Origin of the sequence: Gillisia sp. JM1, from assembly GCF_000424645.1 — a bacterium.
Lineage (GTDB): Bacteria > Bacteroidota > Bacteroidia > Flavobacteriales > Flavobacteriaceae > Gillisia.
The window spans coordinates 971,153-985,501 of sequence record NZ_KE384219.1 but is presented as its reverse complement, the minus strand read 5'-3'; the positions used below and the strand labels follow the sequence as shown (position 1 = coordinate 985,501).

At 35.4% G+C, this 14,349-nt stretch carries 14 protein-coding genes and 2 tRNA genes; 13 read left to right on the top strand and 3 right to left on the bottom strand.

The genetic code is table 11. The annotated features are described in order from the left end of the window. Positions 1-913: 913 nt before the first annotated feature. Complete coding sequence (locus H033_RS0118915; RefSeq protein WP_026839699.1) at positions 914-2,056, bottom strand: acyl-CoA dehydrogenase; 1,143 nt, start codon at positions 2,054-2,056, stop codon at positions 914-916. Between the two features lie 94 nt (positions 2,057-2,150). Between H033_RS0118915 and H033_RS0118910 the strand changes: the two genes are divergently transcribed. From H033_RS0118910 to H033_RS0118865, 10 genes are all read left to right on the top strand, one after another. Continuing rightward, positions 2,151-3,215, top strand: a complete 1,065-nt coding sequence (locus tag H033_RS0118910; protein ID WP_026839698.1) for an anhydro-N-acetylmuramic acid kinase — start codon at positions 2,151-2,153, stop codon at positions 3,213-3,215. Positions 3,216-3,278: 63 nt separating this feature from the next. Further along, on the top strand, positions 3,279-4,505 hold the full coding sequence (locus tag H033_RS0118905; RefSeq protein ID WP_026839697.1) for a Glu/Leu/Phe/Val dehydrogenase dimerization domain-containing protein: 1,227 nt from the start codon (positions 3,279-3,281) through the stop codon (positions 4,503-4,505). A gap of 60 nt (positions 4,506-4,565) precedes the next feature. Then, positions 4,566-5,267 carry a MotA/TolQ/ExbB proton channel family protein gene (locus H033_RS0118900; protein WP_026839696.1) on the top strand — a complete coding sequence of 234 codons (702 nt, stop codon included), beginning with the start codon at positions 4,566-4,568 and terminating at the stop codon, positions 5,265-5,267. Position 5,268: 1 nt separating this feature from the next. Further along, on the top strand, positions 5,269-5,670 hold the full coding sequence (locus tag H033_RS0118895; RefSeq protein WP_026839695.1) for an ExbD/TolR family protein: 402 nt from the start codon (positions 5,269-5,271) through the stop codon (positions 5,668-5,670). Between the two features lie 13 nt (positions 5,671-5,683). Continuing rightward, positions 5,684-6,502 (top strand): energy transducer TonB, encoded by an 819-nt coding sequence (locus H033_RS0118890; protein ID WP_026839694.1) that lies wholly within the window; start codon positions 5,684-5,686, stop codon positions 6,500-6,502. A gap of 29 nt (positions 6,503-6,531) precedes the next feature. Next, complete coding sequence (locus H033_RS0118885) at positions 6,532-7,725, top strand: bifunctional folylpolyglutamate synthase/dihydrofolate synthase (RefSeq protein ID WP_026839693.1); 1,194 nt, start codon at positions 6,532-6,534, stop codon at positions 7,723-7,725. A 228-nt stretch (positions 7,726-7,953) separates the two neighbouring features. Next, a tRNA-Val gene (locus H033_RS0118880) sits at positions 7,954-8,028 on the top strand. Positions 8,029-8,099: 71 nt separating this feature from the next. Then, positions 8,100-8,174, top strand: a tRNA-Val gene (locus H033_RS0118875). An 87-nt stretch (positions 8,175-8,261) separates the two neighbouring features. Then, on the top strand, positions 8,262-8,444 hold the full coding sequence (locus H033_RS20710; RefSeq protein ID WP_231367662.1) for a GIY-YIG nuclease family protein: 183 nt from the start codon (positions 8,262-8,264) through the stop codon (positions 8,442-8,444). A gap of 138 nt (positions 8,445-8,582) precedes the next feature. After that, positions 8,583-8,822: a GIY-YIG nuclease family protein gene (locus H033_RS0118865; protein ID WP_026839692.1), complete on the top strand. Its 240-nt coding sequence runs from the start codon at positions 8,583-8,585 to the stop codon at positions 8,820-8,822. Here the strand turns inward: H033_RS0118865 and H033_RS0118860 are convergent. Both H033_RS0118860 and H033_RS0118855 read right to left on the bottom strand, forming a co-directional pair. Beyond that, positions 8,811-9,731 carry a transposase gene (locus H033_RS0118860; RefSeq protein ID WP_026838318.1) on the bottom strand — a complete coding sequence of 307 codons (921 nt, stop codon included), beginning with the start codon at positions 9,729-9,731 and terminating at the stop codon, positions 8,811-8,813. The two genes, H033_RS0118865 and H033_RS0118860, sit on opposite strands and share 12 nt — an antisense overlap. A 58-nt stretch (positions 9,732-9,789) precedes the next feature. Further along, positions 9,790-10,131, bottom strand: a complete 342-nt coding sequence (locus tag H033_RS0118855; RefSeq protein WP_026836780.1) for a hypothetical protein — start codon at positions 10,129-10,131, stop codon at positions 9,790-9,792. Positions 10,132-10,219: 88 nt separating this feature from the next. Between H033_RS0118855 and H033_RS0118850 the strand changes: the two genes are divergently transcribed. The 3 genes from H033_RS0118850 (at position 10,220) to H033_RS0118840 (ending at position 14,346) form a co-directional block, all read left to right on the top strand. Further along, positions 10,220-10,438, top strand: a complete 219-nt coding sequence (locus H033_RS0118850; protein WP_231367661.1) for a GIY-YIG nuclease family protein — start codon at positions 10,220-10,222, stop codon at positions 10,436-10,438. A 398-nt stretch (positions 10,439-10,836) separates the two neighbouring features. Next, the gene (locus H033_RS0118845) at positions 10,837-11,562 is read left to right on the top strand and encodes a hypothetical protein (RefSeq protein WP_026839690.1); all 726 of its coding nucleotides are present in this window, start codon (positions 10,837-10,839) and stop codon (positions 11,560-11,562) included. 15 nt (positions 11,563-11,577) lie between these two features. Further along, positions 11,578-14,346, top strand: coding sequence for a TonB-dependent receptor domain-containing protein (locus H033_RS0118840; protein ID WP_026839689.1), 2,769 nt, complete (start codon positions 11,578-11,580; stop codon positions 14,344-14,346). Positions 14,347-14,349: the final 3 nt, after the last annotated feature.

Sequence of the window (14,349 nt, the reverse complement as noted above, 5' to 3'; positions counted from 1 at the left end):
ATTGATATTCTTTGGGTAGAATGTTCTTCTCTTCTAAATAGAAATGAACCTTGTCTGTTGATGATTTATGACTGATGATCTCAAAATATTCTAATATGCCTTCTGGCAATAAATAGCGGGCTAATTCTTTATCCAAGTTCTAAGTGTTTTGCTTGCAAAGATACATTTCTCCCCAAGTTTTCACCTTGATCCCTGAACTCCTCTAAACTGTGCCCTAAAATTTTGGAGTTTTCTGTTGTTGTTTAACTGATCCACTGCCTTTTTGGAATAAGCCCTGCAAGGGTTTGAAACCCTTGCAGGTTGGTGTCAAGCTATATTATATAAATCCCTGAATTTTTTGTATCTGAAAGTTTTCATTAAAAATTGAACAGCCCAGGGAACCCAAAAAAGTGTACTGAATCAAGGATCCTCCATTCCCTAAATGCTGAAAGCATCCTTAGGATGTCCGGCCAGGGATTGAAGCAAGCTACCTTGTAGCGCGGAAAGCCCGGCACAAGGCGAAGCCGAAGTGGGACGCCAAAAAAGATAAAAAAGGAAATAACTAAAATTTGAATTTCTTTATTGAAGAGAATGATATTAAAATTTTTATGCCAGGGTTTCTATTTGAACTCTTAAAGTCTATACTTTGAAAGTAACAACAGATTAAAAATGTATTCCCCAAAAACGTAATATCTAATAAGTTATTAAATAATTTGTATATCCGTTTATTGACCTAATAGTATTTCGTCACCCTGAATTTATTTCAGGGTCTCTTGTTAATTATATTCATATACGGTATTATGAGATTCTGAAACAAGTTCAGAATGACGTCTTTTGTCAGTTTAGGATACTTACGGACACACATATTAAATAATTGTCTAAAAAAACTAAAGCAGCTCGAAAGAGCTGCTTTTTGTATTTATATGCTTAGTGATTATCCGTTAATAATGCTTCTGGAGATCACTATTTTTTGTATTTCTGAAGTTCCTTCGTAGATCTGAGTGATCTTTGCATCACGCATCATTCGTTCTACATGATAATCTTTTACAAATCCATTTCCACCATGTACTTGTACAGCTTCAACAGACACATCCATAGCTACTTGGGACGCATATAATTTAGCCATTGCGCCAGAAAGATCATAATTTCCGTTATTGTCTTTATCTACAGCAGCTTTCATCACTAACAATCTTGCAGCTTCAATAGAAACATGCATGTCTGCTAATTTGAAAGCTATTGCTTGATGATTACAAATTTCAGTTCCAAAGGCCTTACGTTCTTTGGAATATTTTAGAGCTAATTCGTATGCACCCCCAGCAATTCCTAAAGCTTGTGCGGCAATTCCAATTCTTCCACCGGCTAATGTTTTCATAGCAAACTTAAATCCGAAACCATCTTCCCCAATTCTGTTCTCTTTTGGAACTTTCACATCATTAAAAACTAAAGAATGGGTATCACTTCCTCTAATTCCTAACTTATTTTCTTTGGGTCCAATTTCAAAACCTTCCCAGGTTTTTTCAACAATAAAAGCATTAATTCCTTTATGTTTCTTCTCACGGTCTGTTTGTGCAATTACTAAATAGAAATCGGCAGTTCTTCCATTGGTGATCCAGTTTTTGGTGCCGTTTAAGATATAATGATCTCCATGGTCTATTGCAGTAGTTTGTTGTGAAGTGGCATCACTCCCTGCTTCTGGTTCAGAAAGACAGAACGCACCTATAGATTCACCAGTAGTTAACTTTGTTAGGTATTTTTCTTTTTGTTCCTTGTTACCAAAGGTATCTAGACCCCAGCAAACCAAAGAATTATTTACAGACATAACAACAGATGCAGAAGCATCTATCTTGGAGATCTCTTCCATTGCAAGTACGTAAGAAACCGTATCCATTCCGCCACCACCATATTCTGGAGAGGCCATCATTCCCATGAAACCTAGCTCCCCCATTTTTTTTATCTGCTCGGTTGGAAACTCTTGCTTATCATCTCTTTCAATTACTCCCGGTAAAAGTTCATTATTTGCGAAATCTCTGGCAGCATCACGAATCATTATATGCTCTTCTGTAAGTTTAAAATCCATCAGGTAATTTATTTTAAAATTTCATTTTTTTAAAGTGCACAAAGATACCTTTTTGACCCCTAATATTCAATTAAGAATAATTAATTTTACGAATATGGAAAGAAACGAATATAAGGTTTTAGGCATTATGTCTGGTACTTCTTTAGATGGAGTAGATATAGCATGGTTACATTTTACAAAAGGAGCGCATTGGGACTTCAAAATATTGAAGGCAGAGACCATCCCCTATTCCAATCCGTGGAAAGAAAAATTGAGCACCGCATTCAATATATCACCAATTGAGTTGATGGAGTTGGATGAAAAGTATACAGATTATTTAGCCGATTTAATCACAGCATTCATTCAGAAAAATAAAATCGAAGGATTGGATGCTGTTTGCAGTCATGGGCATACCATTAAACATGAACCTGAGAATGGTTTAACTCTACAAATAGGGAACCTTCCACATCTGGCAGAACTGGTTGAAGAAACGGTGATCTGTGATTTTCGGGTTCAAGACGTGGCTTTGGGTGGCCAAGGTGCACCCTTAGTGCCTATAGGAGATGAGCTGTTATTTGCACAATATACGTATTGTTTGAATTTGGGAGGCTTTGCCAATATCTCTAATAAGAAAGAAGGGGTAAGAATAGCTTATGATATTTGCGCCGTAAATACCGTGCTTAATTATTATTCTGAAAAACTAGGCTTTGAATATGACAAAGCTGGTAAGATCGCACGCAGTGGGAAATTTGATCCTGACTTATATAAACACCTGGAGACTCTTGCTTTTTATAAGTTGTCTCCTCCTAAATCTTTAGGTATAGAATGGGTAAACACCTCCGTTTTACCAGTTTTGAAGGATTTTGAAGAAGATATTCCTTCAATAATGAATACGTATTGCCAGCATATAGCTTCAGAAATAGTAAAAAATATAAAAGACGATCCTGAAGTTGAAGTCTTAGTTACCGGCGGCGGTGCCTTTAATGATTTTTTAATGGAACTTCTTCAACAAAAGACAACTGCTAAGATCTTTATTCCAATTTCAGAAATTATAAATTTTAAAGAAGCCGTAATTTTTGGGTTCTTAGGAGTGCTAAAATTACGAGAAGAGATAAATGTATTGAGTTCTGTAACAGGAGCAGAAAATGATCATTGTTCAGGGGTAGTTTATGGGCCCTAATATTTTATAATTTTCCCCATAGCGGCGGTTTTGTTTTTTATATTTGCGTTCAAACTGAATTATATGAAAGAGTTACTCGATTTATACGAAAATAAGGAACCTGAAATTGTTTTTAACTGGAAAGATGCGGAAACCGAAGCGGAAGGTTGGACAGTAATTAATTCTCTTAGAGGTGGAGCTGCCGGTGGTGGAACCAGAATGAGAAAGGGACTGGATATAAACGAGGTTCTTTCTCTTGCTAAGACCATGGAGGTGAAGTTCACCGTTTCTGGACCAGCAATTGGAGGAGCAAAATCGGGTATTAATTTCGATCCAAGTGACCCAAGAAAAAGGGGTGTTTTGGAAAGATGGTATAAAGCGGTTTCTCCATTATTAAAAAGCTACTATGGAACTGGAGGGGATTTGAATGTAGATGAAATTCATGAAGTTATTCCAATAACTGAAAATTGTGGAGTATGGCATCCTCAGGAAGGTGTTTTTAATGGGCATTTTCAACCAACTGAAGCAGATAAGATCAATAGAATTGGACAGTTGCGTCAAGGAGTGATAAAGGTTCTTGAAAATTCAACTTATTCTCCAGATGTATCAAGAAAATATACTGTTGCCGATATGATTACTGGTTACGGGGTTGCTGAAGCTGTAAAGCATTACTATTCAATTTATGGTGGGGAGGTAAAAGGTAAGAAAGCGATTGTTCAGGGATTTGGAAATGTAGGATCTGCAGCGGCTTATTACTTATCTCATATGGGGGTTAAAGTAATAGGAATTATAGATCGTGTTGGAGGAGTGATAAATGAAGACGGGTTTTCTTTTGAAGAAATAAAAGAATTGTTCCTTAATAAGGACGGGAATACATTGAAACATCCAAACTTGATTCCTTTTGAAGAGATCAACGATAAAATTTGGGATCTGAATGCCGACATATTTGCTCCTTGTGCAGCATCTAGGTTAGTAACTAAAGACCAAGTGGAAAGACTAATTGCTGGTGGATTAGAAATGATCTCGAGTGGAGCGAATGTTCCCTTTGCAGATAAAGAAATTTTCTTTGGCCCTATTATGGAATATGCAGACGAAAAAGTAAGTGTAGTCCCAGATTTTATTGCAAATTGTGGTATGGCAAGAGTGTTTGCTTATTTCATGGAAAGACGAGTATATATGACCGATGAAGCAATTTTTAACGATACTTCTATCACTATAAAAAATGCAATTCAGAATACATTTAATAATAACAGTTCTAAAACAGGAATTAGTAGCACTGCTTTTGAAATTGCATTAAAACAACTAGTATAGTTTTAATAACAACAATTAAAATTATATTCTCACGTTACACTAACAAACCTAATTTTATCTATGTTAAACTTTTTCCAAGATACCGACGCTGCTCAAGCAGCCCTAGAGGTTGAGCCTGTCGTAGAAGAGAAAACTCTTTCGTTATTTGATTTAATGATGAGTGGTGGTTTGGGTGGCCAGATCATTATCGGGATTTTATTTATACTGCTATTTGTAGCCGTATACATTTATTTCGAAAGATTATTTGCAATTAAAGCCGCCACACAAGTAGATCCAAATTTTATGCTTCAAATTAAAGACAGCGTATTAAACGGAAATATAGAATCGGCTAAAATTAGATGCGCCCAAAATAATTCCCCTGTAGCAAGATTAACTGAAAAAGGGATCTCCAGAATAGGCAGCCCATTGGAAGACATCAACACTGCAATAGAAAATGCGGGAAGACTAGAAGTATATAAACTAGAGAAGAATGTAAGTGTTTTGGCAACCATTGCTGGGGCTGCACCAATGATAGGATTCCTTGGAACCGTAATTGGGATGGTTTTGGCCTTTCACACCTTGGCAACAAGTAGTGGTCAAGCAGAAATGGGTACACTTGCTGAAGGTATTTATACTGCAATGACAACGACCGTAGCTGGGTTAATTGTAGGGATTATAGCCTACATAGGTTATAACCACTTAGTTGTGAAAACAGATAAAGTGGTTCATCAAATGGAGGCTACAGCAGTAGATTTCCTTGACCTATTAAACGAACCTGCTTAAAATGAAATTAAGAAGTAGAAATAAAGTAAGCGCAGATTTTAGCATGAGCTCTATGACAGATATTGTATTTCTGTTATTGATCTTTTTCATGTTAACTTCTCCAACTATAACTCCTGAGGCCTTAGATCTTATTTTACCAAAAGCAAAGGGGAAGACTACTAATAAATCTAATCTTTCTGTAAGTATAACGAAAGATCTACAGGTTTATATAGATAATGACAGAATAAGCAATAGTGCTTTAGAAAGCACGCTTATCAAGAGATTAGCAGGGGTTGAAGATCCAACAATTATATTAAGGGCTGAAGAAGGAGTGCCAATAGAAAAAGCAGTGAACGTTATGGACATTGCTAATAGAAATAAATATAAGATTGTACTTGCTGTTAAGCCTGAAAAAGTAAATTAATAATAAGAACTCTGTGAGCTTTCTAGATACTAAACACGAAAAAAAATCTTTTACCATCACGGTAGTAATACACGTGTTGCTCATACTTATTTTACTACTTTTTGGGTTACAATATTTAGATCCACCGCCAGAAAATGGAATAGCAATTAATTTTGGCACGTCAGAAGTGGGTTCTGGAGAAAAGCAGCCTACGGAAGCAATTAAATCTGCACCACAAAAATCTGCTCCTCCTGTAGTTGCTCAACCTAAAACTCAAGTTGAAGAGGTAGTAACTCAAGAATCTGAAGAAGCTCCGGTTATTCAGAAAAAAGCAGAGAAAAAACCTATAGTTCAGGAACAAAAGGTGGAGCCTAAAAAGTTACCACCAGCTAAGAAGCCAGATCCTACTCCAGATAAGTCTACTACAGATGCTATGAGTAGTATCTTGAACGGTCCGAAAAGTGATGGGACTGCAGCCGGGGGTGAAGGGGACGACAGAGTTGCCGGAGATAAAGGAAGCAGAGATGGTGATCCCAATGCTAGTTCTTATTATGGAAATGGTTCAGGATTAGATGGTGATGGAAATTATAGATTAGGTGGGAGAAAAGCATTGAATAAGGAGAAGATTCCGCAAGATTGTAATCAGTCTGGAATTGTGGTCGTAGAGATCAAAGTGAATCAAAATGGACAAGTTATAAGCGCAAGTCCGGGACAAAAAGGAACTACCAATAGTGCTACTTGTCTAACAGAGCCAGCCAGGAAAGCAGCCTTAGCTACAAGATTTAATAGTGATTCTAATGCACCTGCTGTTCAAACAGGATTCATTACCTACAATTTTAAATTATCTGAATAGTGTCTACTTATTCCCAAACTGTTGAGTGGATGTTTCAGCAGTTGCCCATGTATCAACGTGTAGGTGCAGATGCCTTTAAAAAGGATCTTTTCAATATTATAAATTTATCAGAATTCTTAGGGAATCCTCACAGGACCTTTAAGACGGTTCATGTTGCAGGCACTAATGGTAAAGGTTCTACAAGCCATATGCTGGCTTCCATTCTTCAAGAATCTGGATATAAAGTAGGTCTCTATACCTCCCCACATCTTATCGATTTTAGAGAACGTATTAAAATTAATGGCCTTGAGATCCCAGAAAATGAGGTTATCTCTTTCATAGATTCCAACAAGAATTATTTGGAGCAGCATAATCTTTCCTTTTTTGAAATGACTGTTGGAATGGCCTTTAGTTATTTCAGTAAAGAAAAAGTAGATGTTGCAATTATTGAAGTTGGCTTAGGGGGAAGATTAGATTCTACAAACATTATTAACCCGGTACTTTCTGTGATCACTAACATTGGCTTAGATCATACTAATATTTTGGGAAATACTCTAGAGGAGATCGCTTTAGAGAAGGCCGGAATTATAAAGCCGAATACCCCCGTGGTTATTGGTGAGTTTCAAGACGAGACCTTTCCTGTATTCGAAAGGGTAGCTAAAAATAAATCTGCAAAGATACTTTTAGCTTCTTCTCAAAATGTAGTTTTCGCATCAGATCTTAAGGGAGATTATCAAGAAAGAAATTCTATAACAGCATATTCCGCAGTGAAAGAACTTCAGCTACTCGGATTCAATATTTCTTCAGAAAATATTACGGATGGTTTGCTCTCTGTAGTTAAAAACACAGGGCTTCAAGGAAGATGGCAGCAACTTCATGATAAACCCAAAGTGATATGTGATACGGCTCACAATAAGGAAGGTTTAAAATATGTCATAGCTCAGTTGAAAAAAGAAACTTATAAGCGGTTGCATATAGTTCTTGGATTTGTAAGTGACAAAAAATTGGAAGATGTATTGCCTCTATTTCCTAAAGACGCAAATTACCATTTTTGTAAACCTGATATCCCGAGAGGGCTAGATGAAAAAGTACTTCTCAAGGCAGCTTTGCAATTCCATTTAAAAGGAAGCGCATACAAAAGCGTGCAAGAAGCTTATGAAGTTGCTTTGCGCTATGCAAAAGAAGATGATCTCATCTTTATTGGGGGTAGTACTTTTGTTGTTGCTGAAATTCTCACTCTTTAACACAAAATTCTTCTGTTTTGTCGACTATATCTATTTAACCGCGCAAGACTTTTCACATAATTCAGTTAGAGGATTGACTCTGAATCAATTAATTCACGGTTTATATTTTGGCTCTACTAATCAGGAATTTTACTTTTACTAAAATCTGTAAATAATTAATTTTTTTCAAATTTTAGTTTGTGATATTCAAAATCTAGTCTATATTTGCATCCGCATTCAAGCGTTTGCGGGCAATTAGCTCAGTTGGTTCAGAGCACCTCGTTTACACCGAGGGGGTCGGGGGTTCGAATCCCTCATTGCCCACTAAAAAGCTTCCTTAAAAGGTAGCTTTTTTTAATGAAATATTGGAATAACATCCTATTGTGTTAATAATAGGGCAATTAGCTCAGTTGGTTCAGAGCATCTCGTTTACACCGAGAGGGTCGGGGGTTCGAATCCCTCATTGCCCACGAAAGAAAGCCTTCCATTTATGGAGGGCTTTTTTTGTGTACTTTGATTTAATGCGATTTTATCTCTACATTCTTCATTCTAGGCAATTGAATAAATACTATGTTGGTCATACTTCCAACATTGAAGAACGGCCAAAATCTCACTTATACAATCATTTAGGGTTTACTTCCAAAGCAAAAGATTGGGTTCTTGTTTATTCTGAAGAATTTTCTAAAAAACAGATGCACAAGCCAGAGAGCTACAAATTAAGAAATGGAAAAGTAGATTAATGATTGAAAAATTAATTGAAGAAAAAAAGGTTTAGAGCATCCCCATTTAAATCGGGAGGGTCGGGGGTTCGAATCCCTCATTGCCCACTAAAGAAAGCCTTCCATTTATGGAGGGCTTTTTTTGTGTGCTTTGGTTTAATGCGATTTTATCTCTACATTCTTCATTCTAGGCAATTGAATAAATACTATGTTGGTCATACTTCCAACATTGAAGAACGGCCAAAATCTCACTTATACAATCATTTAGGGTTTACTTCCAAAGCAAAAGATTGGGTTCTTGTTTATTCTGAAGAATTTTCTAAAAAACAGATGCACAAGCCAGAGAGCTACAAATGGATCAAACCATATTATTGGGGAGCTCAAAAATTATGCATATAATTTAGTTAGTCTATAGAGGAAGAATTTCACATCTCTGACACCTCTAAATGAAGCTCTGAATTCTTTTATTTTGGCATTAAAGGATTCCGCTGAAGCGTTGGTGCTTCTGTTGTTAAAATAGTTTAGGATGGTCTCGTAGTGCAGTTTTACGGATCTTGCAATGGTATTGAAAGACTTAAATTCGGAATTGTCGACTTTGTTGTACCAGTGTGCCAATTTTAGCCTAGCTACATCTTTATTTGTGTTGTTTCTAAAAATATGGCTTAGCCCTTGAGAGAAGTTGTATGCTTTTTCAATAGTTGGGTATAGATCAAATAATATTTCAGCCCTTTCTATTTGTCTTGCCGTCCATTTGGCTTTTGATTTGAACAATAGATATCGGCCTCTAGCGAGCAGCTGCCTGTGCGTGTCCCCATTACTGAGAAGCTCTGGTTTATATGTTTTTTCATTTTTCCTGGCTTCTTCAATAGCTTTGTTTTCTTCTTCTATAATTTCCCACCTTAATCGGATACGTTCTTCTTGCACTGCTTCTGAGGCCAGTTTTTGAACATGGAACCTATCTGTGACTATTTCGGTTTTGGGGAAACATTTTTTAGCGATCAAATTCATGCTCCCAGCCATATCCACAGTGACTTCTTTTACCATATTGCGCCTTTCTACTGGGATTTCATTTAGTACCTCAATGACATCAACTGCTTTGGTTCCTTTAACAATGGCCACTATGCTGCCTTTCTTTCCGTTAGCTGCTTTGTTTGTTAGAATAGTGTAAAGTTCACCGTTGGATAAAGAGGTTTCATCTAAACTCAAATAGTTGCCCAAGTTCTTTCCATAGAGCAGCCAATCTTGTGAATGCTCTTTTTGCGCCCAATCCTTAAAGTCGCTGAGATGGTTTTTGTAGTGGTACTGCAGCGCTTTGCCATTGGTCTTATAATAGTCACCAAACCGTTTGGCACTTACCGCATGAGTATCAAGCGATACCTTTTAAAAAAGAGCCAAACTCGTTAGTTATCCGAGTGCCTTTAGCTATTAAGTTCCAATCTCTTTTTACTATCTCTCCTGTATTGACCAGGGTCCAACGCCTACGTTTTATATGGAGCAATACGGATTTACCCCTTAGCGGAAAATCTTCAACCGTTATTTCTGGTAAGAAGCCTTTGGATTGTGCTATTTCTGATTGATATTCTTTGGGTAGAATGTTCTTCTCTTCTAAATAGAAATGAACCTTGTCTGTTGATGATTTATGACTGATGATCTCGAAGTATTCCAATATGCCTTCTGGCAATAAATAGCGGGCTAATTCTTTATCCAAGTTCTAAGTGTTTTGCTTGCAAAGATACATTTCTCCCCAAGTATTTACCTTGATCCGATTTTATCTCTACATTCTTCATTCTAGGCAATTGAATAAATGCTATGTTGGTCATACTTCCAACATTGAAGAACGGCTAAAATCTCACTTATACAATCATTTAGGGTTTACTTCCAAAGCAAAAGATTGGGTTCTTGTTTATTCTGAAGAATTTTCAAAAAAAACAGATGCACAAGCCAGAGAGCTACAAATTAAGAAATGGAAAAGTAGATTAATGATTGAAAAATTAATTGAAGAAAAAAAGGTTTAGAGCATCCCGATTTAAATCGGGAGGGTCGGGGGTTCGAATCCCTCATTGCCCACTAAAGAAAGCCTTCCATTTATGGAGGGCTTTTTGTATTTTGTAGATATGTATTTTTATCTATATATTTTAGGATCAAGCCTAATTATTGAGTTTATGCAAAAATTGGTCTTGATCCATAATTTGCATCTTAAAGAGTTGCTATATGTGCATCCAAAATCTCATATATTTTGCTACCTAATGATTATTCTATAAAAATATGAATTCGATTAGGTTTGAAAACCGCTAGAAATCAGCATTTAAGAGTGGTATCTCTTGTAAGAAATATGTTGTAGTTTTAGGTAATATTTTATTTAATACATTTTAAAACTGTTAGGTTATTTCCTGACATCTAGTTTATAGATATTATGCTTAAATTTATTATAACGTATCTTTCCTTTTTTTGTATAGGTCTGCTATTTAGTCTGAAGTCTTATAGCCAAAATTTAGTACATAAAGATAATTCTGAGTATTATCTATTATTCGACGAGGTTGTCGGAATACAAAACACAAAAATTTATAACGGTACAGAAATCATTCAAGGGCATAGAGTTTCAAATGAAAAAAATGAATATTTCTTTGAAGACTCTTTTGTGTCCTCAACCGTTATTTTTGATGGTCAACCTTATTTCAATGTAGACTTAAATTATAATATTTTTGAGGACCTAATAATTATTCGTTTAAAAAATGATATTGGAAAGATTGCTTTCAAACCAGTTCAAGAGAAGGTAGAAGGTTTTGTTTTCGGACCGTTTGAATTTACAAATTTCACTTCATTAAATTCTCCAGAATTTAATGGATTTTATCAGATTTTGGAAGATAACGAAGAATTTACACTATTAAAAAAACATAAACTTAAAAGAATAAGCAACTTAAAAAAGAAGATGTTTTTTTATGAATTTATTCCAGTAGAAGGAGAATACTATATTCAAAGAGTCGGTACTCTTAGCGAGATTAATTCCAAATCGGACTGGTTAAATCTGTTTCCAAATCATGATTCGGCAATTAGAAAATTTTTCAGAAAAAACAGGAAACTTAGAAAGCAATATCCTGAAGAGTTTATCCAAAACTTATTTTTCTCTACTACAAATTAAAAGAATGACTAATTCATGAAAAAAATTTTACTTTTTGTTTTTTTGATTTGTTTTCAATTTGTTACGGCTCAAAATATACAGGATAGCTTATCTGTTTCGTTTAAAAATGTTAGCATTAAAGAGGCGATTCTAGAAATAGAAGAAAGTAGTTCGTATTCCTTTTATTTTATAGAGGACTGGTTTGATGGGTCCACATTAAGTGGTGATTATAAGAATGAGGATGTTAATACGATTTTATCTGATATTCTTAAGAAAACAGATCTCAATTTTTATATAATTAATATTAATCAAATTGTACTAATAAAGAATAATATAATCTATGATGAACTTCCCAGCGGTTTTTTCGGAAGGAAGCAAACAGTGGTTCAAGTAGAAAATGCGCAAGATGTGACCCGAAGAGATAATCCTATATTCTACGGAGAAGGCACTCAGAAACAACAAAGAATTAAAACAATCAATATAGGAAAAAAGATTAAAGGAAATGTAAAAGATAGTTTTACACTAAAAGGTATAGTTACCGATTTGAAAAGTGGCAAGCCTATTCCTAGCTTAGCTCTTTTTGTTAATGCTTTGGGAAAAGGTGTAGTTACCGATGATGAAGGTTATTATGAAATAATTTTACCGCCCGGGGCACACATGTTAGAAACACAATCTTTTGGATCGGAAGATTTGCTTACGCGTGTAGTAATTTATAATAATGGAGAGCTTAATTTAAGCTTGAATGAGAATTATGAGCAATTGGGGGAAGTTTATATAGAGAGCAATACTGATGCAAATGTGGTAGAAGTACTCGCAGGTACTGAAACTATTAAGTTTGAGGAAATTAAAACAATTCCTTTGGTTTTAGGGGAACGTGATATCTTAAAAGTTGCTACCACCCTGCCAGGAATTAGCTCTGCAGGAGAAGGTGCAGCAGGTTACAATGTGCGTGGAGGGAAAGCAGATCAAAATCTTATATTACTAGATAATGGGGTAATTTTTAATCCTTCCCACTTTTTTGGATTATTTTCTGCCTTGAATCCATTTACCTCTGGCGAAATCAATATTTATAAAGGAAGTATTCCTGCTAAATATGGAGGCCGACTATCCTCTGTTTTCGAAATTAATACTAAAAATGCCAGTACACAGAAATTTGGGGGTGAAGCTTCCATAGGCCCCGTAACTGGGAATTTGGCATTAGAAATTCCTATTGTACATGAGAAATCTGGACTTTTGATTGGAGGAAGAGGAACTTTTTCTGAATATATCTTGAGAAACCTCGACGAAGAATCCTTAAATAATAGTGAAGCATCTTTCTATGACCTTGTGGGTAAATACCATCATAATTTCGATGATAAGAACTCATTAGAAGTTACCGGATATTATAGTCGGGATAAATTTAGTGTGAGTTCAGATTCTCTTTTTAGTTATAGCAACAGACTTGCTTCTTTTAAATATGATCATAAATTTAATAATAGGCATTCAGGAAGTCTGATATTTTCAAATAGCGATTATCAATTTAATATCGATTATGAAAATCATTTGCGAAATAGTTTTAGATCTGGTTATCGCATTAACGAGAGTGAAGTAAAGTTTGATATGCAGTATAGGCTTAATACCAAGCATAGCTTTAATTACGGGATTTCAAGTAAGCTATATTTAGTAGAACCAGGTGAAATCGAACCACTCGGTGAAGATTCCCCCATACAACCTCTGAGTATACAAGAAGAAAAAGGTTTGGAATCGGCAGTTTTTTTAGAGGACTCATTCAGAATAAATGATCAACTTACATTAAATGCCGGAGTTCGTTATTCTTTATATGCCGCTTTGGGTGAAAGCACCAATAGGGTTTATCAGGATGGTCTGCCTAAAAATGATGCTACAGTCATAGATATTCTGCAATATGATAATAATGAAGTTATTGAAACCTATCACGGGGCTGAGGCTAGAATTTCGGCCAGATATTTATTGAAACCAGATTTATCTGTAAAAGCCGGTTATAGTAATACCTTTCAATACATTCACACTTTGTCTAATAACACCACTATTTCACCAACTGATATCTATAAATTATCCGACGCCAATATAGAACCACAAAGAGCTACCCAATATACTTTGGGTCTGTTTAAGAATATCTATGATAATATGTACGAATTGAGCGTGGAAGGTTATTACAAAAATTCTGATGATATTCTAGATTTTGAAACTGGAGCTAATTTATTTTTAAATGAAAATGTTGAAACCGAAGTGCTACAGGGGGAAGGGCGATCTTATGGTTTAGAATTTTTAGTAAAAAAGACGAAAGGGAGGTTGAATGGCTGGCTAGGTTATACGTATTCCAAATCTGAAATTAAGTTAGATGGTGATTTTGCTGAACAGATTGTAAACAACGGAGAATACTTTCCTTCAAATTTTGATAAGCCGCATGATCTTAGCATTGTTGCAAACTACAAGGTCACTAAACGTTTTAGTTTTTCAGCTAATTTTGCATATCAAACCGGGAGACCAGTAACTTATCCTACAGGAAAGTTTAATTTTAATGGATCAGAATTCGTTACTTATAGTGATCGTAATAAATTTAGAATACCAGATTATTACCGACTGGATGTAAGCTTTAATGTAGAAGGAAACCATAAAATTAAGAAGTTTGCACATAGTTTCTGGAATATTTCAATCTATAATGTCTTGGGTAGAAATAATCCTTATTCAGTATTTTTTGTGACTAAAGATGGGAAAATAGAAGCCTTGCAGAGTTCTATTTTTTCTATCCCTATTCCTACAATTACATATAATTTTAAGTTTTAATTA

What these genes read in the sequence shown, in the direction of transcription:
- H033_RS0118915 (WP_026839699.1), bottom strand. Translation starts at nt 2,056, where the DNA reads ATGGATTTTAAACTTACAGAAGAGCATATAATGATTCGTGATGCTGCC.
- H033_RS0118910 (WP_026839698.1), top strand. Translation starts at nt 2,151, where the DNA reads ATGGAAAGAAACGAATATAAGGTTTTAGGCATTATGTCTGGTACTTCT.
- H033_RS0118905 (WP_026839697.1), top strand. Translation starts at nt 3,279, where the DNA reads ATGAAAGAGTTACTCGATTTATACGAAAATAAGGAACCTGAAATTGTT.
- H033_RS0118900 (WP_026839696.1), top strand. Translation starts at nt 4,566, where the DNA reads ATGTTAAACTTTTTCCAAGATACCGACGCTGCTCAAGCAGCCCTAGAG.
- H033_RS0118895 (WP_026839695.1), top strand. Translation starts at nt 5,269, where the DNA reads ATGAAATTAAGAAGTAGAAATAAAGTAAGCGCAGATTTTAGCATGAGC.
- H033_RS0118885 (WP_026839693.1), top strand. Translation starts at nt 6,532, where the DNA reads ATGTTTCAGCAGTTGCCCATGTATCAACGTGTAGGTGCAGATGCCTTT.
- H033_RS0118865 (WP_026839692.1), top strand. Translation starts at nt 8,583, where the DNA reads ATGCGATTTTATCTCTACATTCTTCATTCTAGGCAATTGAATAAATAC.
- H033_RS0118845 (WP_026839690.1), top strand. Translation starts at nt 10,837, where the DNA reads ATGCTTAAATTTATTATAACGTATCTTTCCTTTTTTTGTATAGGTCTG.
- H033_RS0118840 (WP_026839689.1), top strand. Translation starts at nt 11,578, where the DNA reads ATGAAAAAAATTTTACTTTTTGTTTTTTTGATTTGTTTTCAATTTGTT.